We start from the raw sequence: 19,685 nt of genomic DNA, 5'->3' as shown, positions 1-19,685 counted from the left end.
GTGAATGGATAAATTACGCAGAATAACTTTCAACTTTTGCCAGTGTTGATCTGTCAGCATGGTACGAGGCATAGCGAATAGTAAAATTGGGTTTGGCGATTTGATTTTACTACTTCGCTATTTTTTTTAAGCTAAAAGTGTCAACACACCCTAATTAAACAATGATTATTTAATTATATTTATTTTGAGTTTCATCTGATTAGATATTTGATCACTACATCAATTTTAGATTTAAAGAACTCTATTTGGCCAGAAAATAAGGTTTTATTTTTAAATATATTTCAACCCACTCATTTTTTTAATATTGAATCTAATCAACTAATAATGACTTACATCCAGTTAATGAATGTAAGCCATTATTAAAACTTAGTTTTTACCCGTATGACCAAAACCGCCAACACCGCGTTCAGTGGCTTCGAATTCATTCACCAGATCGAATTCAGCCTGCATCACAGGAACCAAGACATACTGCGCCAAACGTTCACCTGGCTCTAAGCTGAAAGCCGTCTGGCTACGATTCCACACAGATACCATCAATTCACCCTGATAATCAGAATCGATTAAACCCACCAGGTTACCCAACACGATCCCGTGTTTATGCCCCAAACCCGAACGTGGCAAAATCAGACCAGCAAATGCAGGATCTTCAATATAGATTGCTAAACCAGTTTTTACCAAAACAGTCTGGCCTGGTTCAATGATCGTAGTTTCTGTAACACACGCACGCAAATCCAGCCCCGCTGAACCTGTCGTAGCATAAGTCGGTAATGGCAATTCCTGACCAAGACGCGAGTCAAGGACTTTCACCTGAACTTTCATGTATTCATTCCTGTTGTTTCATTTAAAATAAGAGCAAGCCTTGCGCCTTATCGTTTGATAAGATTACGCAAATTATCCAGATAATGTTGGGCTTGTAATTTGGGATCGATGTTGCCTGCCAGCTTTTTCTTACGACCTAACCATTCCAGCTCATCTTCTGGTAATTCATCCAGAAAACGGCTTGGGGTCATCTGCTTCATCTGCCCACCGGCCTTGCGCTGTTCTGCCAGAGTAATGGTCAGTCCCTGACGTGCACGGGTAATCCCCACATACATCAGACGGCGTTCCTCTTCGACCGTTTCTGCAGCGATCGAGTTTTTATGTGGCAGAATTTCTTCTTCCAGCCCGATCAGATAGACATAAGGAAATTCCAGACCTTTAGACGCATGCAAAGTCAATAAATTGACTTTATCGGTGTCCTCTTCTTCCTGCTGCTGCTCGAGCATGTCCAGCAGCACCATTTTACGAATCACACTTTCAATATTTTTTTCATCAACATCTTCAGCGCGGTTAATCAGGCTTTGAATACTACTGTAGAGCACTTCGATATTGTCGAGCTTGGTCTTTTCCTGCGCTGGTGTGGCTGCAGTTTCCTTGATGTAATCGATATAACCGGCTTCAATCATCATCTGGCGGATAATTGGCACTGGTTCATCATCATCCAGTAAATTGCGGGTAAAACCCTCAATAAAATCGGCAAACTCAGCCAATTGAGTCGTGGCCTTTTTCGGAATCGCCATGGTCAGACGCTGATCCGCAGCCGCAGCCAGAAGCGACAGATTATTTTCCTGAGCAAATAGACCGAGCTTTTCCAGCGTTACCGGACCAATTGCTCGTTTTGGCGTATTGATAATTCGTAAAAATGCACTGTCATCTTCAGGGTTAATGATCAAGCGTAAATAGCTCATCATGTCCTTGATTTCGGCACGTGCGAAGAAGGACTGTCCGCCAGATAATTTATACGGAATCTGCATCTGGCGCAGATGGGTTTCTAAAATACGCGCCTGGAAATTGCCGCGGTACAACACCGCATAATCTTTCCAGCTTTTACCGTTCATCAATTTATGCGTGATCAGGTCTTTAACCACGCGTTCTGCTTCATCATCATCATTGCGGCAGGTAATCACACGGATCACTTCACCATGGCCTTTGTCCGACCAAAGCTTTTTATCAAAAATATGCGGATTATTACCAATCACGGTGTTGGCTGCTTTGAGAATACGACTGGTCGAACGATAGTTCTGTTCCAGTTTAATCACTTTTAAATTAGGAAAATCCTGCTGCAGCAAGGCCATATTTTCCGGTTTAGCACCACGCCAGGCATAAATCGACTGGTCATCATCGCCTACGGCGGTGAACTGTCCCATCACGCCAACCAGTAATTTCACCAGAATATACTGCGCCGTATTGGTATCCTGATATTCATCGACCAGCAAATAACGCACGCGATTTTGCCATTTGTCACGAACTTCGGCATTTTCCTGCAGCAAGCGCGTTGGCATCACAATCAGGTCATCAAAATCCACGGCGTTATAGGCACGCAAATTACGTTCATATAATTGATATAAATGCGCAAACTGCACATCTTCGGCAGTTTCACAGGTAGTATGTGCCTGCTCGGGTGGAATCAGATCATTTTTCCAGTCCGAGATCATTTTCATGGCTTTGGCAATCAGTTCTTTGCTTTCTGCACCGGATAAATTGTCACGCTGCATCAGATCCATCAGAATGCGTTTACAGTCGTCAGCATCCAGAATCGAGAAATTATTTTTCAGTGGGGTATGTTTCAACTCCAGGCGCAGCATATTCAGGCCAAAAGTATGGAAAGTCGAAACTGAAACCCCTTTACTTTCTTCACGCGTCAATAATTTACTGACACGCTCTTTCATCTCACGTGCCGCTTTGTTGGTAAAGGTCATCGCAGTTATACGATGTGCAGGAATCCCGCAATGCTTGACTAAATATGCGATTTTTCGCGTGATTACTGAAGTCTTGCCTGAACCCGCTCCTGCAAGTACTAACAAGGGTCCTTGAGTGTATTTCATGGCTTCAAGTTGCTTGTCATTTAACTGACTGGCGAGTGACATATGGCTTCCTCTTCTAGATTCGGCTCCGATTATAGTCATCTCTGCCCCAGTTGCCTAATTTAAAATACGATTAATCAGGTCAATGTTCAGATATAAAAAAACCACCCGAAGGTGGTTTTTCTTAAGCGTTCAAGAATTATTGAACTGCATATACCGCGATTTCTACACGACGGTTTTGTTCTTTACCCGCAGCAGTTGTGTTGTCTGCAATCGGGTTCGCTGAACCTAAACCTTGAGCATTAATACGTGAACGTACAACACCTTGACCAGCCAAATAAGTCGCTACAGAATTTGCGCGTGCTTGAGACAATGGCAAGTTAATTGAGTCATTACCCGTGCTGTCGGTATAACCAGTTACAAGGATACCGCTCTTGTTATCTTCAGTTAATACTTGCGCCACTTTGTTTAAAGTGCCATAGAAGTTTGGTTTGATATTTGATTTGTTGGTATCAAATGTAATGCTGCCTGGCATCACAAGGTTAATCGAACCATCTGCATTACGGTTAACGTCTACGCCCGTACCCGCTGTTGCTTGACGTAATTTTTTCTCTTTGTTATCAAGATACACACCCGCTGCACCACCAACAACAGCACCAATCGCTGCTGCACGGTTATTTTGACGGCTGGTATTCGCATTGCCTTTAGAAACACCGTAACCTGCTGCAGCACCAATTAAAGTACCTAGAGCAGCTTTATCATATTCCACACCACCGATGTTATTACCAGTTGATTGACAACCTGTAAGTGCTACGGCCCCTGCTACAGCTGCTGAAATGACTAGTGCACGCATCGCATGACTCCTTATTGTATGCTTTGTTGTTAAGCGAGATAATGATTTAAATTGAATGGGCTAACCATTGAATTTTTGTTAATAATAAATCGTTTAGTAATATTTTGTAATGTTTATATGTAACTAAAACCAAGTAGTTCGTCACAATATCTTCATAGTTTCCTGTTTAGGCTTTTTTATTTGCCTAACTGTCTCTATATTACTCAAAATATGAAAAAATTTAAGTGATTAATCTCTGGGGACTGTTTGGATATGTCATCGAATAGCAACAAGCAACCGACTTTAAAAAAACTGGCACGTGGCCTGACGGTCACTTCAGTCATGACTGGCAGTACTTTTTTTCATGGCCCCCCGGTGCTGGCCTTGGGTTTAACCAAAATTTTTAAAAAATCCGCAAAAGTGGATGAAACCAATATCAAGATTACCAACAGCTGGTTAGGGGTCAATAACTGGCTGATTGAGCATGTTTTAAAAAATACCCAATGGCAAATCAGCGTAGATGAATCACTGGATTTGAATATGCAGGGCCGTTATTTGATGACCTGTAATCATCAGAGCTGGGTCGATACCACCGTCAACCAGTACTTCGGTCTTACCCGTATGCCACTGACGCGTTTCTTTACCAAATGGGAACTTATTTTTATTCCTTTTGTTGGTCAGGCCTTTAAAATTTTGGGCTTCCCGATGATGAAACGGCATAGCAAGGAACAGATTGCCAAAAATCCTGCACTGAAATACCGGGATATGGAAGAAGCACGCAAATCTTGTGAACAGCTGATCAGTCAGCCTTTTACCCTGTTAAATTATCTGGAAGGCACCCGCTTTACCCAGGAAAAGCATGATCAGCAGCAGTCGCCCTATACACATTTACTGAAACCTAAAGCCGGTGGTCTGGCATTGGCGATCAGTATTCTCGGCGATAAAATTGATGCGCTGGTCGACATGACCATTGTTTATCCTGACGGTATTCCGGGCTATGGTGAATTTTGGTTAGGTGAAGTGCCACGTATTGCGGTAAATTTAAGAAAAATTGATATTCCAGACTGGGTACTGGGCGGCAATTATGAAGATGATGCTGAATATCGTGCACGTTTTCAAAAATGGATTGATCAAATCTGGACTGAAAAAGATCAGCTCATCGCACAAATGCAGCAGAAATTTGCCCAAGCCCCGGTCGGATCTATAACCGAGTAATTATGAAGAACGACAACCCGGACATTACGTCCAGCTCATTTAAATTTGTTCGTAAAGGAACCTGGGGCTGGAAAATTGCACTGATTTACGATGTTTTCATGATGGTTCTGATCATCATCAATCTGTTCTGTCTCAGTGCTAACGCCATTTTAATGAGCGATTTTGGGCAGTGGTTGTTTGACTTCATTCGTTTACCGGAAATCTTGCAGTTTTATAAAAGTGATTTACGCCCTTGGGTGATCATTACCGAGGGCTGGTTTACCACCTTTTTGGTCTGTGAATTACTGGCACGCTGGGTCATCGCGATTGTCCTGCGTCATCATCGACGCTGGTGGTTCTTCCCTTTTGTGCACTGGTATGAAATTTTATCCATTATCCCTCAGCTACGTTTCCTACGCCTGCTGCGTGCGGTTGCGATTGGCTACAATCTGCATAGCCATGGTTATAAAGTAATTCCCAATCGCTGGTATCGCCAAGGCAACTTTTATTACAATATGCTGATGGAAGAGCTTTCCAGCCGGGTGGTCCTGACCGTACTGGACGGTATTAAGCGTGAACTGACCACGAGTACATCACATAAACAGTTAATTGATGATTTGGTGGAACATCACCGTAAATTACTGGCGATTGCTTTGGCAGATATCTTGCAGGAATCTTTGGGTAAGGAATTACAGTCACAACGTTCCATGATCGCTAAAAATGTAGGGCAAGTGGTCAATCAGGCGATTGAAGATACCCCAGAACTGACCCAATTATTACGTTTGATTCCAATTGTGGGCAGCCGGATTGAACAGCAAATTCAAAGTATCGGTCAACGCTTGGGGGAAAATATCACGCAAGGACTGATTGAACCATTTACCCACACAGGTCAAAAAGAAAATCCTACTTTTACCCTAATTTCAGATAAAATCAGCCAGATTCAGATTGAACATAATCCACATATTGATAAATTGGTCGAATCGGCTGTTTTTGAAACACTTGAAGCAATCCGAAAACAGGTAAAAGTCAAACAGTGGCAACAGATTTTAGAAGAACATGAGCAAAATCAGAGCTCAATAGATAAGTAAAGTTTAAAGTACAGAATCAGATCAATCCGTCCGGTTCTGTTCGCATAAAAAAATAACTGAGATCGCTAGAGAATTACTGCAATTTGTTCTAGGATTTGCACTATTTACAACATTGCTTCGACACAAAACCAGCACGTCAGAAGTATTTAAGGAAAAATTATGGCTGATATACGGATAAAAGGCAGAATGGTCAATGCGATACGCATTAGTCTAGATACCAATGATCATGATGCCATCCGCCAGCAACTTAGCCCAAAATTACAAGCTGCATTTCCACCGGGCACTTTGGCCGTCATCGAAAGTTCAGTTGAACAGGAATTGATTGCCCTGATTCAGTTATTAATCGACCTGGATATACAGCCGATGGCTGTCACGGAAGGCTTACTCGGCGAGCAGGCGCGTGCCATTCAGTTCCCGGTTCTGCCGCCCGATCGCCAGTTAGAAGAAATTAAAGCCACCAAAGAACAGGTCGTGGAAGTTAAACCAGAACCTACAGCGGTGAATGATAATCAAGCCCCTGCTGCCCCGATCGTTGCGCATATCACCTCATATCATGATGAAATCCTGCGTACCGGCCAATGTATTGTGCAGCATAATGGCGACATTATTATTAATGCCGGCATCAACAGTGGTTCAGAAGTGATTGCTTCGGGCAATATTCATGTCTATGGTAGCGCACGTGGCCGTGTCATTGCGGGTGCGGGTGGTAATACTGCAGCACGCATTTTCTGTCATACCCTCGAAGCAGAACTGATTTCGATCGCAGGCACCTATTGCGTAGCGGATGACATTCCTCCGCATGTGGTCAAAAAATCAGTGCATATTTACTTGAATGATCAACAAGAGCTTGTATTTGAAGCTCTACAATTTTAATGTATAAATAAACACCAAAAACCCCATTTTAAACAGGGGATTTGAACCATAACAGGAGTGGATTCGGTGGCGAAAATTGTTGTCGTAACATCAGGCAAAGGTGGTGTAGGTAAAACTACAACAAGTGCATCTTTTGCAACAGGTTTAGCCCTACGTGGTCACAAAACTGTTGTTATTGATTTTGATGTAGGTTTACGTAACCTTGATTTGATTATGGGCTGTGAACGCCGTGTAGTTTATGATTTTGTGAATGTTTTAAATAACGAAGCACGATTACAACAAGCACTGATTCGCGATAAAGATATTGAGAATTTATATATTTTACCTGCTTCCCAAACACGTGATAAAGATGCCTTAACCGATGAGGGTGTAGCACGTGTAATGGATGAGCTTTCGCAGGAATTTGACTATATTATTTGTGATTCACCTGCCGGTATCGAGCGTGGTGCCATTCTGGCTATGTACCATGCGGATGAAGCGATCATTGTGACCAACCCTGAAATTTCTTCAGTCCGTGACTCTGACCGTATCATTGGTATGCTCGATAGCAAAACAAAAAAAGTAGAACAAAACGAAGGTCGCATCCGTAAGCATCTGTGTATTACCCGTTTCAATCCGGAACGTGCCGATAAACAGGAAATGCTGACAATTGACGATATTTCTAAGGATATTTTACGTGTACCGACCCTAGGTGTTATTCCTGAGTGTCCAAGCGTTTTACAAGCATCAAACGAAGGTAAGCCAGTGATTCTTTTCACTGAGGCTTCAGCGGGTCAGGCTTATGATGACCTGGTGGCGCGTTTCCTTGGTGAAGAGCGTCCTTACCGTCATATTGAGGTAAAACCTAAGGGCTGGTTAGCACGACTATTTGGAGCGTAGACATGGCAGGATTCTGGAGTAAACTTTTTAGTGGTGAGGAGAAGCCATCAAGCGCACGGACTGCTAAAGACCGTTTGAAGGTGATCGTTGCATCCGAACAAGGCTTGGGTCGTCGCTTGAGCCAGGACAAAATTGACCAGATGAAGACTGAAATCATGCAGGTGGTCAATCGTTATGTTCGCGGTGTCGATGAACAGCATATTCAAATGCAGGTTCGTTCTGAAGCCAATATTGAAATGCTTGAAATGAATATCAATTTACCTGAAGAACGATAATCTGATTTTTGATTGGTCAAGTAAATTGATTCAAGGCAAAATATGAGAGTGGTAGAAATAGTAGTTTAGCTATATTCCGCCCACTTGAAGCATAGCTTCAAGTCTTGCGACTAGGCAAAGCAGTGCTTTGCTAATCTAGTCTCATATTTTGCCTTTTTTCATGCCGAAAAAACTACATTAGATCAAGGAAATTGCGATGGCATTATCTCAACCAGCGACCTTTAACGAAGAATGGTCAGATGAGCGTGTATTTGCCTACTTGAATCAGCTTCCTCCTGCAGGTGTTAATGCTGATTTTCACGTGCTCTATCATGCTTTCAAGCATATGCGTCCATTTGATTATGAACGCCTGTTGACGAAATTTGTCGCTGATGGCCGTGATGTCAATGCAACCAATCCGGAAGGACAACGGATTCATGACGTGATTGCCACTTTCCCGCGTCAAAGTGCCGAGTTTCTGGATGTATTGGCAAAATTTGCCTGAGTCAAAATACATAAAAAAGCCTGCTTTAAAAGCAGGCTTTTTTATTGAAGGTAGACTGAAATTAAACCAGAATCTCGCGTTTACCATTGGCACCCATACCGCTGACAATGCCGTTTTCTTCCATCTGGTCAATGATCCGTGCAGCACGGTTATAACCCAGACTGAATTTACGCTGTAAGGATGAAGTGGAAGCCTTACGGGTTTCTAGTACAAATGCCACACACTGGTCATACAGTGCATCGCGGTCTGATCCACCGTCGCCACCATCTTCAAAACCGCGACCCGATGGCTCTTCATCAAACGGTGTCAGGATCTCGTCGACATAGTTTGGTGAACCACGTTCACGCCATGCATCACAGATCCGGTTCACTTCGTCATCAGCAATAAACGCACCATGCACACGTTCAGGTTCAATTTTACCCGGGCCGAGGAATAGCATGTCACCATGACCAAGTAAATCTTCTGCACCGCCGGCATCCAGAATGGTACGCGAATCGATCTTGGAGTTAACCCGTAATGCGACACGTGTCGGAATATTGGCCTTAATCAAGCCTGTGATTACATCTACTGATGGACGCTGGGTCGCAAGCAACAGGTGAATACCGGCCGCACGTGATTTTTGTGCCAGACGGGTAATCATTTCTTCGGCTTTTTTACCGACCTGCATGATCATATCCGCGAACTCATCCGCGACAATCACAATGGATGGCAACGGCGTCAAACGCGGCGCACGCTCACCCACAACAGAATCGCTGGCTTTCCAGGTTGGATCGATCAGGTCTTCACCATTGGCAATTGCCTCTTCCACCTTGCGGTTATAGTCGCTTAGTTTACGGATTTTCAAGAAAGACATCAGCTTATAACGACGTTCCATCTCATTGACACACCAGTTCAATGCGCTGACCGCATCTTTCATATCGGTGACTACAGGCGTCAACAAATGCGGAATATCATTATAGTTCGCCAGTTCCAGCTGCTTCGGATCGATCAGAATTAAACGCAATTCATCTGGGGTATATTTCAGCAACATCGATAAAATCATCGAGTTCACCGCCACCGATTTACCTGAACCCGTGGTCCCTGCCACCAGCATATGCGGTGCTTTACCCAGATCAGCAATCACCGGATTACCGGAAATATCCTTACCCATTGCCATGGAGAGGATGCTATTCGGATCAGTGAAAGCTGGAATAGTTAAAAGTTCAATTAAACGGACCATTTCACGGGTACTGTTCGGTACTTCAATTCCAATATACGGCTTGCCCGGAATGACCTCAACCACACGCACCGATGCCATCGACATCGAACGTGCCAGATCACGCGAAATATTCGTCACTTTAGAGGCTTTTACCCCTGGCGCCAGATCCAGTTCAAAACGTGTTACGACTGGGCCTGGCTGTGCTTCTACCACCTTGGCTTTGACATTAAATTCTTGCAACTTGATTTCAAGAAGTTCAGATAAACGTGCCAGCTGCTCTTCGGTAAAATTCACTTTTTTATTGGGATCAACTTCATCCAGTAAATCCAGACCTGGAAGCGGCGATAAATCTTTACGGCGCTCAACCACCTGCATGGCACGTGACATCGGACGGCCTGAAGCATCAGTTAAAGGCGCATCAAAATCAAACTCGTCTTCATCCTGTGGCTTGCCAGCCGTTTCTTGCCAGGCTTCTACAAATTCTTCTTTAGATAAAGCTTCGCGTACTGCTGCATGAGTTGCAGAAGGAGGAGATACTGGTTGCTCTATACCCTGATGCTGAATTGGTGCCTGTACAAATGCAGAAGATTGGGCATAGCTTGATGCACGTACTGGTGGGCTTGGCTCATCTTCTTCAATCAGCAAATCACCCAGGTCATCCAGATCGGCCTGTAATGCGCTATTTTTCACGACATGTGCAGTCGCCATAGATGCCATGACAGGTGCAACATTGGTCATGTCTTCCACAATTCTTACTGTCTTTTCGGCTGACGCTGTATTGAATGGACTATGCACATCGGTCGCAGTTTTACCTTGCGGAACTGCAGCCAGAAGTTCATCAAAGATTTCATCATCATCCCAGTCCAGGCCTGTATGTGAAGTCGATGCGGTTCTGGTATGAGCATGAGTCTGTGCTGCAACAGATTGTGGAGCAGCTATATGTGAGACTGGAGAATCAAGCTGTTCTTCTTCGGCTGCTTTGAGTAAGGCATCAATATCCTGTTTATGCCGCTGATCTTCATTTGAATGTAAGGCACGCCACACCTCGCCTGTGGCTACCACACGATCCGGCTGTTGAGGCACTTGCTGTACTTGCTTAAATGTCTCGACTGGCTCAGGAGCCTGCTGCTCAGCTTCGGGAAGATCATCATAAAACTGCGGTTGTTGTGATTCTTTATCGGCAAAATCATCAAATAAGCGTTCAGCCACCTGATCGCGCACCACCGGATCTATTTCTACCAGTTGATGCTCAGGCGCAGGTGTTACTGCAACCGCTACTTTTTTTGCACTAATGACTGGCTCTTTTTTGGCGACAGGTGCAGTCCGATCAAAATCAGACATGCCTTCAGGCACATTACGGTAGAACAGGTCTTGTAGATAAGCAGGCGTTGCTTTGAGGCTGCTCCAGGTCTTGTTCCACTTCACCCCAAAAGCCAAGGTAAATAACACCACCCAAAGCACCAGCAGGAAGAATGCTGCACCATAGACTGTCAGCAATTGTTCCAGACTCTGGCCTAATTCATAGCCAATAATACCGCCGGAAGAATTATCCAGCGTATCAGCAGGAACTTGCCAGAATAAAAACAAAAGCGCTGAGGTGCTCAGCAACAGGAAGAATTGCGCAGCATAGCGAAATGGCCGGTTCAGGAAGCTACGCGGCCACCAGACCTGAATCGCCTCCATAAACAGATAGACAGGGATCAGCAGACTTGCCCAACCGAGAAAGCCAAACAAAAGGTCTGCAATCCAGGCACCCGCTACCCCACTAGCATTCGAAACGGTCTGCGTATCACTAGAGATATGCATCCACCCCGGATCAAATGGCGTATAGGTCACTGTTGCAAGAAACAGATAAATCCCAAATGAGACTAAAAATAATGTCATTACTAAGCGCTGTGCATAGGCACTCGACACCGCTGTCATATACTGTCCTGTAACCAATTCTTCATGAATATTCTTTTGCTTCAATGCTTGAAAAAAGCGACGCAATAAAATGCATATTATGCACCTGTTCTGTGAAAAAAGATGCACTATTGTGCAAGCACAATGTTACTTATGCTATATAGCCCAAATCGATTTCAATGATCAATAATATCGACTTTAATCTCACACCACTGTTATACAGTTTCACGTATAATTCAATAAATTTCTAAATAAAAAAGGATACAGCTGATGAGCGCACGTCACTCACGACTGATTATTTTAGGTTCTGGCCCTGCAGGCTATAGCGCAGCAGTGTATGCAGCGCGTGCAAACTTGAAACCTACCCTGATTGCAGGCTTGCAACTGGGCGGTCAGCTGACCACGACGACTGACGTCGATAACTGGCCGGGTGATCCCGAAGGTTTGACTGGTCCAGCATTGATGGAACGTATGCAGGCACATGCAGAGCGTTTTGGCACTGAAATCGTGTATGACCATATCAATGAAGTGGATCTTAGCCAGCGCCCCTTCGTGTTAAAAGGCGATATGGAAGAATTCACCTGTGATGCTCTGATCATCTGTACCGGTGCAACTGCCCAATACCTCGGTCTGGAATCTGAAGCAGCCTATATGGGTCAAGGTGTCAGTGCTTGCGCAACCTGTGATGGTTTCTTCTATAAAAACCAGAAAGTAATGGTCGTAGGTGGTGGTAATACTGCTGTTGAAGAAGCGTTGTATTTATCTAACATTGCTTCTCACGTGACTCTGGTTCACCGTCGTGATTCCTTACGTTCCGAAAAAATCTTGCAAGATCATTTATTTGCCAAAGAAAAAGAAGGCAAGATCAGCATTATCTGGAACCATCAGGTCGATGAAGTACTCGGTGATGCACAATCTGGTGTGACCTCAGTTCGTATTAAATCAACGCAAGATGACTCTACTCAAAACATTGATGTGACGGGTATGTTTGTGGCGATTGGTCACAAGCCAAATAGCACCATGTTCGAAGGCCAGTTAGAACTTCGTGACGGCTATATCCAGGTGCAAAGCGGTACTGCAGGTAATGCAACACAAACGTCGGTACCGGGTGTATTCGCAGCCGGTGATATTGCAGACAGTATTTATCGTCAGGCGATTACTTCTGCGGGTTCAGGCTGTATGGCTGCACTGGATGCGGAAAAATATCTTGATGCGATGGGTAAACTAGACTAAGCAGCAAGAATAAAAACGCCGTCCATTATGGGCGGCTTTTTTATTGCTAGAATGAGATGATGATTTATCCATAGATTTATGTCGGGTCTGCCATGTCTTTACTTCCTCCCTCAGAATTCATTTTTCCCAATCCAGTCGAGGTTGATCCTGAAGGTGAAGGACTGATTTGTATTGGTGCCGACCTCTCCCCTTCTACACTTTATGAAGCCTATACACATGGATTATTTCCATGGTTTTCAGAAGGTGATCCGATTTGCTGGTGGAGTCCGGAACCACGCTGCATTATTCGCCCCGAAGATTATCATCCGAGCAAATCCCTGCTACGTAATATGAAAAAGCAGGATTATAAAATTACGGTCAATCATGCTTTTGAAAGAGTGATTCGTTCCTGTTCATTGCCTCGTGCTTATGCAGACGACACCTGGATCAGTGAAGATATTATCGCAGGCTATTGCGACATGTTCGACGCAGGATATGGCTATAGCATTGAGGTCTGGGATGAAGATCGCGTCGTCGGTGGACTTTATGGTGTGACCATTGGTCAAGGCTGTTTTGGTGAATCCATGTTTAGTACGCAAACCGATGTTTCTAAAATGGCTTTCTACACTTTAATGCTGATTGGACAGGAAAATAAACTACCCTGGATCGACTGCCAACTGGTCAACAATCACCTGTTAAGCCTGGGTGCATGCACACTTTCTCGCCAAGCCTATCTTAATTCTTTACAAGATATTGTAAAAAAGCCTGCTATCGATTGGAAAAAGTATCAGGAAGGTGTATTTTCAAGTAAAACAATAGCGCAAAACGCGCGCTTAAGTGAATGAAAATAACAGAGGGTAGTTGTTATGAACTCTTATCAGCCAAAGGCCCTACTGAACGATTTACAGTACTATATTACGCCGCCGCATGATTGTAGCTATTTGCCCAACAAGTCAGCGCGCATGGTTTTTCTGGATCCTTCACATCGTATTGATGTCGTAACTTTATCGGAACTGTCACGTACCGGTTTCCGCCGCAGTGGTGATTTCGTCTATCGCCCCGAATGTCATCTGTGTCGTCAATGTCTGTCTTCGCGTGTACCCGTTGCTGAATTCCGCATGAACAGTTCACAAAAAAAAGCCGGGAAACGGAATCAGGATCTGGTGATGAAAATTACCAGTCCAGAGCACGCCGGTGACCTGCATTATGCGCTGTATGAACGCTATATCAATGAACGCCACGCAGATGGCGATATGTTCCCACCCACTCGGGATCAGTTCGAAAAATTTTTATTACAAAGCTGTACCGACAGCTTCTTTCTAGAGTTATGGCAAGGTGAGCGTCTAATCAGTGTTTCAACCTGCGATCTGCTGGATGATGGCATCTCTGCCGTCTATACCTTCTTTGATCCGGATGAAAATCGCCGCTCACTCGGTGCTTTTGCGATCTTGAAACAGATTGAACATGCACAAAAGCTGGGCTTGCAATTTATCTATCTGGGTTATTGGGTACCGCATTCTAGCAAGATGAATTACAAATCTCAGTATCTGCCACTGGAACTCTTGATCGATGGACAATGGCGACGTTTAAATCATGCCCTGAGTGCCACGGAGATTCAGCACTTGGGAAACTCATTAATGACGACCTTACCCAGCGGATGGAATCACCAGATTATTAAATAAGGTCGTCAGTTTGTATTATTTAAACAGACTGGCAAAATCATCCGTACATGCTTTCACCATAATGATGGCATGTTCACGGCTTCCGTTACTGTTAGGATAATAATTCTTGCGCAGATCAATCTGATGAAAGCCTGATTTTTCATACAGCTTGATCGCAGCCAGATTACTCTCGCGCACTTCCAGGAAAATCTGCACCGGATTATTTTTTAGCATCGCCACTGAAGCCTCCAGCAACTGATAGCCCAAGCCCTGACCTTGCTGTGCCGGATCAATTGCCATGAGCAATAAATTGGCTTCATCCAGCACTGGTTGTAAAATACAAAATCCGGCCACCTGCCCTTGCACTTCAATCACGGTACTTTGATAAGCCGTTACAGCATCTTCGAACTGTTTTAAAGTCCAGGGATGTGATTGAACTGATTTTTCAATCTTTGCAACGACTTCTACATCCGCTGCTTGCATTAAACGAATCATCTTCGTTCATCTTATATAGAATCAACCTCCGCATTATAGAAACTTCATCCAAAAAATCGAGCAAAAAAAAGAGCGATTTTAGTCGCTCTCCAATCTTCAGTTCTGTCACAAACCCAATTTGGCTTTCCAGGTCGCCAACAGTTGATCTGTATAATGATCATTCGGATGGAATCCCGGTTTAAAATACATCAGCATTTCTTTCGCCATACCCGTAATGACACCTTTAGAAGGACTATAGGCATAGGTATAAATGGCTTTTAAGGACTCAAGATTAAACTGCTGATCCTGTTTAAGCAAACGGGCGAGGAAATAGCTTTGCACCACAAATAAGGTTGCCATTGCGATGACCAAGGATGAAGTACGCAGTGTATAGGCTTTTAATCCTTTGCCAAAAACCCCTTCGAAGACATCATAAGCCACTGCCTTATGTTCATTTTCCTCGATGGCGTGCCATAACCACATGGTTTTCATGGTTTCATCTGTCATCAATTCCTGAATGTGGCTATTGGTCAAAAGCTGTGAGGCAATGGTTGCAGTGAAATGCTCAAGTGCCGTGGTTGCAGTCAAATCTACCATTTCTTGGGTAATTCCCACAGGCTTACCCAGTTTAGCCATGACTTTACGTGTCGTTTGAATGACTTTATCGATATAACGATCAAGCGTCTCGACATCATGCCCATGTTTTTGTGCAGATGCATTAAAGCCGATATGCTCGTGAGTATGCATCGCTTCCTGACCAATAAAAGCGGAAATTTCTTTTTGTAATGCTTCATTATTGGCAATCGCAGGATGTTTACGTACCGCACGGACTGAATCTATAAAAAACTTTTCACCTGCTGGAAATAGCGCAGATAATGCCGTCATAAAATGAGTGAGACCTGCTGAACCATTCATCCAATATTCCGGTACAGCATCAAAATCAAAGTTCATACGACGAACTGGAAAACTTGCACCCGCACGATTGGTAATATTTACTTTCGCATTCATGTGACCACTCCCATCGGGCCAATCCAGGCCCGAAAATGTAATATTCATATTCTTATCTGTATATTACGTGGTAATTTTTTTTACATAAGTGCAGTTTAGGTCAAGCCAATATCAGATAAGGACAGCTTTTAAAATCATTGTCCGACAATCTATTTTTAGTTTTATAAAAAGTTTGAATCAAAAAAAAGCGCCTCAAAGAGGCGCTTTTCTTACACAATCAGCGATTATGCAGTTACTTTAGCAACTACACCAGCACCAACTGTACGACCGCCTTCACGGATCGCAAAACGTAGACCTGGGTCCATTGCGATCGGGTGGATTAGCTCTACTGACATCTCAACGTTGTCACCAGGCATAACCATTTCCACGCCTTCTTTAAGCGCGATCGCACCAGTTACGTCCGTAGTACGGAAGTAGAACTGTGGACGGTAACCGTTAAGGAATGGAGTGTGACGACCACCTTCTTCTTTAGAAAGTACGTATACTTCCGCATCGAATTTAGTGTGTGGCTTGATCGCACCTGGTTTAGTCAATACTTGACCACGTTGTACGTCTTCACGCTTAGTACCACGAAGAAGAACACCACAGTTCTCGCCCGCACGACCTTCGTCAAGAAGTTTACGGAACATCTCTACGCCAGTTACTGTAGTAGTTTGAGTATCACGGATACCAACGATTTCTACAGACTCACCTACTTTAACGATACCAGTCTCTACACGGCCAGTTACTACTGTACCACGACCAGAGATTGAGAATACGTCTTCAATTGGCATAAGGAATGGAAGGTCAATTGCACGCTCTGGCTCTGGAATGTAAGAGTCAAGTGCTTCAACAAGCGCAACTACCGCTGGCTCGCCGTATTGGCTGTCATCACCGTTAAGCGCAAGAAGAGCAGAACCACGGATCACTGGAGTGTCATCACCCGGGAAGTCGTAAGTAGAAAGAAGTTCACGAACTTCCATTTCAACTAGCTCAAGAAGCTCTTCATCGTCTACAAGGTCGCATTTGTTCAAGAATACAACGATGTAAGGTACACCTACCTGACGAGAAAGCAGGATGTGTTCACGAGTCTGTGGCATAGGACCATCAGTCGCAGCACATACAAGGATCGCGCCGTCCATCTGAGCAGCACCAGTAATCATGTTTTTAACATAATCGGCGTGGCCCGGGCAGTCTACGTGAGCGTAGTGACGAGTTGGAGAGTCGTATTCTACGTGTGAAGTATTAATTGTAATACCACGTGCTTTTTCTTCTGGTGCAGAGTCGATTGCAGCGTAGTCTTTCGCTTCGCCACCGAATTTCTTCGCACATACAGTTGCAATTGCAGCTGTTAAAGTTGTTTTACCATGGTCAACGTGACCAATTGTGCCCACGTTAACGTGTGGCTTATTACGTTCAAACTTAGCCTTAGCCATGAGATCTTCCTTTTTAAACTACTCATGCAGGATCACTGCATGAGCACTTGGGTTTAACTATGAATTAGTTTGGGCTTATAGTAATCGAAAGATTACTCGTCGTCACCTTTTTTACCGCCAGATTGGAACTTAGAAATGATGCCTTCAGCCACGTTACGTGGAGTTTCAGCATATTTAGCAAATTCCATAGAGTAAGTCGCACGACCTTGAGACATAGAACGCATATGAGTTGCGTAACCAAACATCTCAGCCAATGGAACTTCAGCACGAATGGCTTTAGTACCACCAGGAAGATCGTCCATACCCTGAACCATACCACGACGACGGTTTAAGTCACCCATGATATCGCCCATGTAGTCTTCTGGAGTTTCTACTTCAACTTTCATGATCGGTTCAAGAAGGATAGGATCCGCTTTCATGAAACCATCACGGAAGGCATAAGAACCCGCCATTTTGAACGACAATTCGTCAGAGTCGACGTCATGGTAAGAACCGTCGAACAATGTCGCTTTAATGCCAACTACTGGGTAGCCAGCCAAAACGCCATTCTTCATACGTTCTTGAATACCTTTGTCAACCGCGCCGAAGAATTCTTTAGGTACAACACCACCTACAACTTCTTCAACGAATTCGTAATCTTTTTCAGATTCAGGATCCATCGGTTCTAAACGTACGTATACGTGACCGAATTTACCTTTACCACCTGTTTGACGTACGAATTTACCTTCTTGCTCAACAGACTTTTTGATCGTTTCACGGTAAGAAACCATTGGCTTACCAATGTTCGCTTCAACACCGAATTCACGCTTCATACGATCAACAATGATGTCAAGGTGAAGCTCACCCATACCAGCAATAATCGTTTGACCAGATTCTTCGTCTGTACGAACGCGGAATGATGGATCTTCTTTCGCCAAGCGACCTAAAGCAACTGACATTTTTTCTTGGTCAGCTTTAGTTTTAGGCTCAACTGCAAGTGCAATTACTGGCTCTGGGAATTCCATACGCTCTAGTGTAATGATGTGATTTTCATCACATAATGTATCACCAGTAGTCGTGTCTTTAAGACCTACACATGCCGCGATATCGCCCGCACGAATTTCTTCGATGTCATGACGATCGTTTGCGTGCATCTGTACGATACGGCCAACACGCTCACGCTTCATTTTTACTGGGTTATAACACGGGCTACCCGCTTTAAGAACACCAGAATAAACACGTACGAACGTTAAGTTACCAACGAATTTGTCGTTCATGATTTTGAACGCTAACGCAGCAAACGGTGCTTCGTCAGATGCTTCACGAGAACCTTCAGACTCAGCTTTGTCATCAAGGATACCCTTGATCGCTTCAACGTCAGTCGGTGCTGGCAAGAATTCAATTACTGCGTCCAACATACGTTGAACACCTTTGTTTTTGAATGCTGAACCACAAAGCATTGGTTGGATTTCGTTCGCTAATGTACGCTTACGGATACCGCCAACGATTTCTTCTTTAGTAAGCTCTTCGCCTTCTAGGTACTTGTCCATGAGTTCTTCTGATGCTTCCGCAGCAGCTTCAACCATGTTAGTACGCCATTCCTGAGCTAGCTCAAGTAATTCAGCAGGGATTTCGCCATATTCGAACTTCATACCTTGAGATGCTTCATCCCAGATAATCGCTTTCATTTCGATTAGGTCAACAACACCCTGGAAGTTTTCTTCTGCACCAATTGGAACAACGATTGGCACTGGATTACCGCCAAGACGTGTTTTAACTTGTTCAACTGCACGGAAGAAGTTCGCGCCAGTACGGTCCATTTTGTTAACGAACGCAATACGTGGAACTTTATATTTATTTGCTTGACGCCATACAGTTTCTGACTGCGGCTGAACACCACCTACAGCACAGTAAACCATGCACGCACCGTCAAGAACACGCATAGAACGCTCAACTTCGATCGTGAAGTCAACGTGTCCCGGGGTGTCAATTACGTTAATACGGTGTTGTTCGAACTGGTTGCCCATACCTTTCCAGAAGCATGTTACAGCTGCTGAGGTAATGGTAATACCGCGTTCTTGCTCTTGTTCCATCCAGTCCGTAGTTGCCGAACCTTCGTGAGTTTCACCAAGCTTATGGCTCTCACCTGTGTAGAACAAAATACGTTCAGAAGTGGTTGTCTTACCTGCGTCGATGTGCGCAGAAATACCAATGTTACGGTAACGAGAAATTGGGGTTTGACGTGCCATGATTTCTAGCATTCCTAAATTTTGTTGTTTAAAACAGGACGCTTTAAGCTGCATAGCAACTTAAAGCGCTTTGGTGACAAAACCATGACGGTCTTACCACCCTCCTGAATAGGGCCTGT

17 protein-coding genes and 1 pseudogene are annotated in these 19,685 nt (G+C 44.1%); 9 read left to right on the top strand and 9 right to left on the bottom strand.

Annotated elements, in window-relative coordinates; genetic code table 11:
- The 4 genes and pseudogenes from FTV42_RS09010 to FTV42_RS08995 all read right to left on the bottom strand — a co-directional run.
- Window positions 1–72, bottom strand: a pseudogene (locus tag FTV42_RS09010) (IS5/IS1182 family transposase); the annotation flags it as partial.
- Window positions 73–366: 294 nt separating this feature from the next.
- Window positions 367–819 carry a dUTP diphosphatase gene (dut, locus tag FTV42_RS09005; RefSeq protein WP_180038539.1) on the bottom strand — a complete coding sequence of 151 codons (453 nt, stop codon included), beginning with the start codon at window positions 817–819 and terminating at the stop codon, window positions 367–369.
- Window positions 820–866: 47 nt separating this feature from the next.
- A complete protein-coding gene (locus tag FTV42_RS09000) occupies window positions 867–2,906 on the bottom strand; it encodes a UvrD-helicase domain-containing protein (RefSeq protein ID WP_004730583.1) in 2,040 nt (679 codons plus the stop codon).
- A gap of 136 nt (window positions 2,907–3,042) precedes the next feature.
- Window positions 3,043–3,696 (bottom strand): OmpA family protein, encoded by a 654-nt coding sequence (locus FTV42_RS08995; RefSeq protein WP_004730587.1) that lies wholly within the window; start codon window positions 3,694–3,696, stop codon window positions 3,043–3,045.
- Window positions 3,697–3,948: 252 nt separating this feature from the next.
- Here FTV42_RS08995 and FTV42_RS08990 point away from each other — a divergent pair, with 252 nt between their 5' ends.
- The 6 genes from FTV42_RS08990 (at window position 3,949) to FTV42_RS08965 (ending at window position 8,468) form a co-directional block, all read left to right on the top strand.
- On the top strand, window positions 3,949–4,890 hold the full coding sequence (locus FTV42_RS08990; RefSeq protein ID WP_180038538.1) for an acyltransferase: 942 nt from the start codon (window positions 3,949–3,951) through the stop codon (window positions 4,888–4,890).
- Window positions 4,891–4,892: 2 nt separating this feature from the next.
- Window positions 4,893–5,957 (top strand): preprotein translocase subunit SecA, encoded by a 1,065-nt coding sequence (locus FTV42_RS08985; protein ID WP_180038537.1) that lies wholly within the window; start codon window positions 4,893–4,895, stop codon window positions 5,955–5,957.
- Between the two features lie 159 nt (window positions 5,958–6,116).
- Window positions 6,117–6,830: a septum site-determining protein MinC gene (gene minC, locus FTV42_RS08980; RefSeq protein WP_180038536.1), complete on the top strand. Its 714-nt coding sequence runs from the start codon at window positions 6,117–6,119 to the stop codon at window positions 6,828–6,830.
- Between the two features lie 66 nt (window positions 6,831–6,896).
- Window positions 6,897–7,709, top strand: a complete 813-nt coding sequence (minD, locus tag FTV42_RS08975; protein WP_004646120.1) for a septum site-determining protein MinD — start codon at window positions 6,897–6,899, stop codon at window positions 7,707–7,709.
- A 2-nt stretch (window positions 7,710–7,711) separates the two neighbouring features.
- Window positions 7,712–7,984, top strand: coding sequence for a cell division topological specificity factor MinE (gene minE / locus FTV42_RS08970; RefSeq protein ID WP_005104804.1), 273 nt, complete (start codon window positions 7,712–7,714; stop codon window positions 7,982–7,984).
- A 196-nt stretch (window positions 7,985–8,180) separates the two neighbouring features.
- Window positions 8,181–8,468 carry a PA4642 family protein gene (locus FTV42_RS08965; RefSeq protein WP_004279254.1) on the top strand — a complete coding sequence of 96 codons (288 nt, stop codon included), beginning with the start codon at window positions 8,181–8,183 and terminating at the stop codon, window positions 8,466–8,468.
- A 61-nt stretch (window positions 8,469–8,529) separates the two neighbouring features.
- On the opposite strand, the gene FTV42_RS08960 is transcribed toward FTV42_RS08965, so the two are convergent.
- Window positions 8,530–11,589, bottom strand: coding sequence for a DNA translocase FtsK (locus FTV42_RS08960; RefSeq protein ID WP_180038535.1), 3,060 nt, complete (start codon window positions 11,587–11,589; stop codon window positions 8,530–8,532).
- 249 nt (window positions 11,590–11,838) lie between these two features.
- Between FTV42_RS08960 and trxB the strand changes: the two genes are divergently transcribed.
- The 3 genes from trxB to FTV42_RS08945 all read left to right on the top strand — a co-directional run bounded on the left by trxB (window position 11,839) and on the right by FTV42_RS08945 (window position 14,462).
- Window positions 11,839–12,801 carry a thioredoxin-disulfide reductase gene (gene trxB, locus FTV42_RS08955; RefSeq protein WP_004730595.1) on the top strand — a complete coding sequence of 321 codons (963 nt, stop codon included), beginning with the start codon at window positions 11,839–11,841 and terminating at the stop codon, window positions 12,799–12,801.
- A gap of 92 nt (window positions 12,802–12,893) precedes the next feature.
- Window positions 12,894–13,625: a leucyl/phenylalanyl-tRNA--protein transferase gene (gene aat / locus FTV42_RS08950; protein ID WP_180038534.1), complete on the top strand. Its 732-nt coding sequence runs from the start codon at window positions 12,894–12,896 to the stop codon at window positions 13,623–13,625.
- A 21-nt stretch (window positions 13,626–13,646) separates the two neighbouring features.
- A complete protein-coding gene (locus FTV42_RS08945) occupies window positions 13,647–14,462 on the top strand; it encodes an arginyltransferase (protein ID WP_180038533.1) in 816 nt (271 codons plus the stop codon).
- A gap of 15 nt (window positions 14,463–14,477) precedes the next feature.
- Here the strand turns inward: FTV42_RS08945 and rimI are convergent, their stop codons facing one another.
- From rimI to fusA, 4 genes are all read right to left on the bottom strand, one after another.
- On the bottom strand, window positions 14,478–14,936 hold the full coding sequence (gene rimI / locus FTV42_RS08940) for a ribosomal protein S18-alanine N-acetyltransferase (RefSeq protein ID WP_005104810.1): 459 nt from the start codon (window positions 14,934–14,936) through the stop codon (window positions 14,478–14,480).
- 105 nt (window positions 14,937–15,041) lie between these two features.
- Window positions 15,042–15,923 (bottom strand): metal-dependent hydrolase, encoded by an 882-nt coding sequence (locus tag FTV42_RS08935; RefSeq protein WP_180038532.1) that lies wholly within the window; start codon window positions 15,921–15,923, stop codon window positions 15,042–15,044.
- Window positions 15,924–16,147: 224 nt separating this feature from the next.
- Window positions 16,148–17,338 (bottom strand): elongation factor Tu, encoded by a 1,191-nt coding sequence (tuf, locus tag FTV42_RS08930; protein ID WP_004646112.1) that lies wholly within the window; start codon window positions 17,336–17,338, stop codon window positions 16,148–16,150.
- 92 nt (window positions 17,339–17,430) lie between these two features.
- A complete protein-coding gene (fusA, locus tag FTV42_RS08925; protein WP_005251123.1) occupies window positions 17,431–19,566 on the bottom strand; it encodes an elongation factor G in 2,136 nt (711 codons plus the stop codon).
- Window positions 19,567–19,685: the final 119 nt, after the last annotated feature.

It is taken from the genome of Acinetobacter sp. YH16052, from assembly GCF_013417155.1.
Taxonomy (GTDB): Bacteria; Pseudomonadota; Gammaproteobacteria; order Pseudomonadales; family Moraxellaceae; genus Acinetobacter.
The sequence above is the reverse complement of the archived record's forward strand: the minus strand, read 5'-3'. Positions and strand labels throughout refer to the sequence as shown.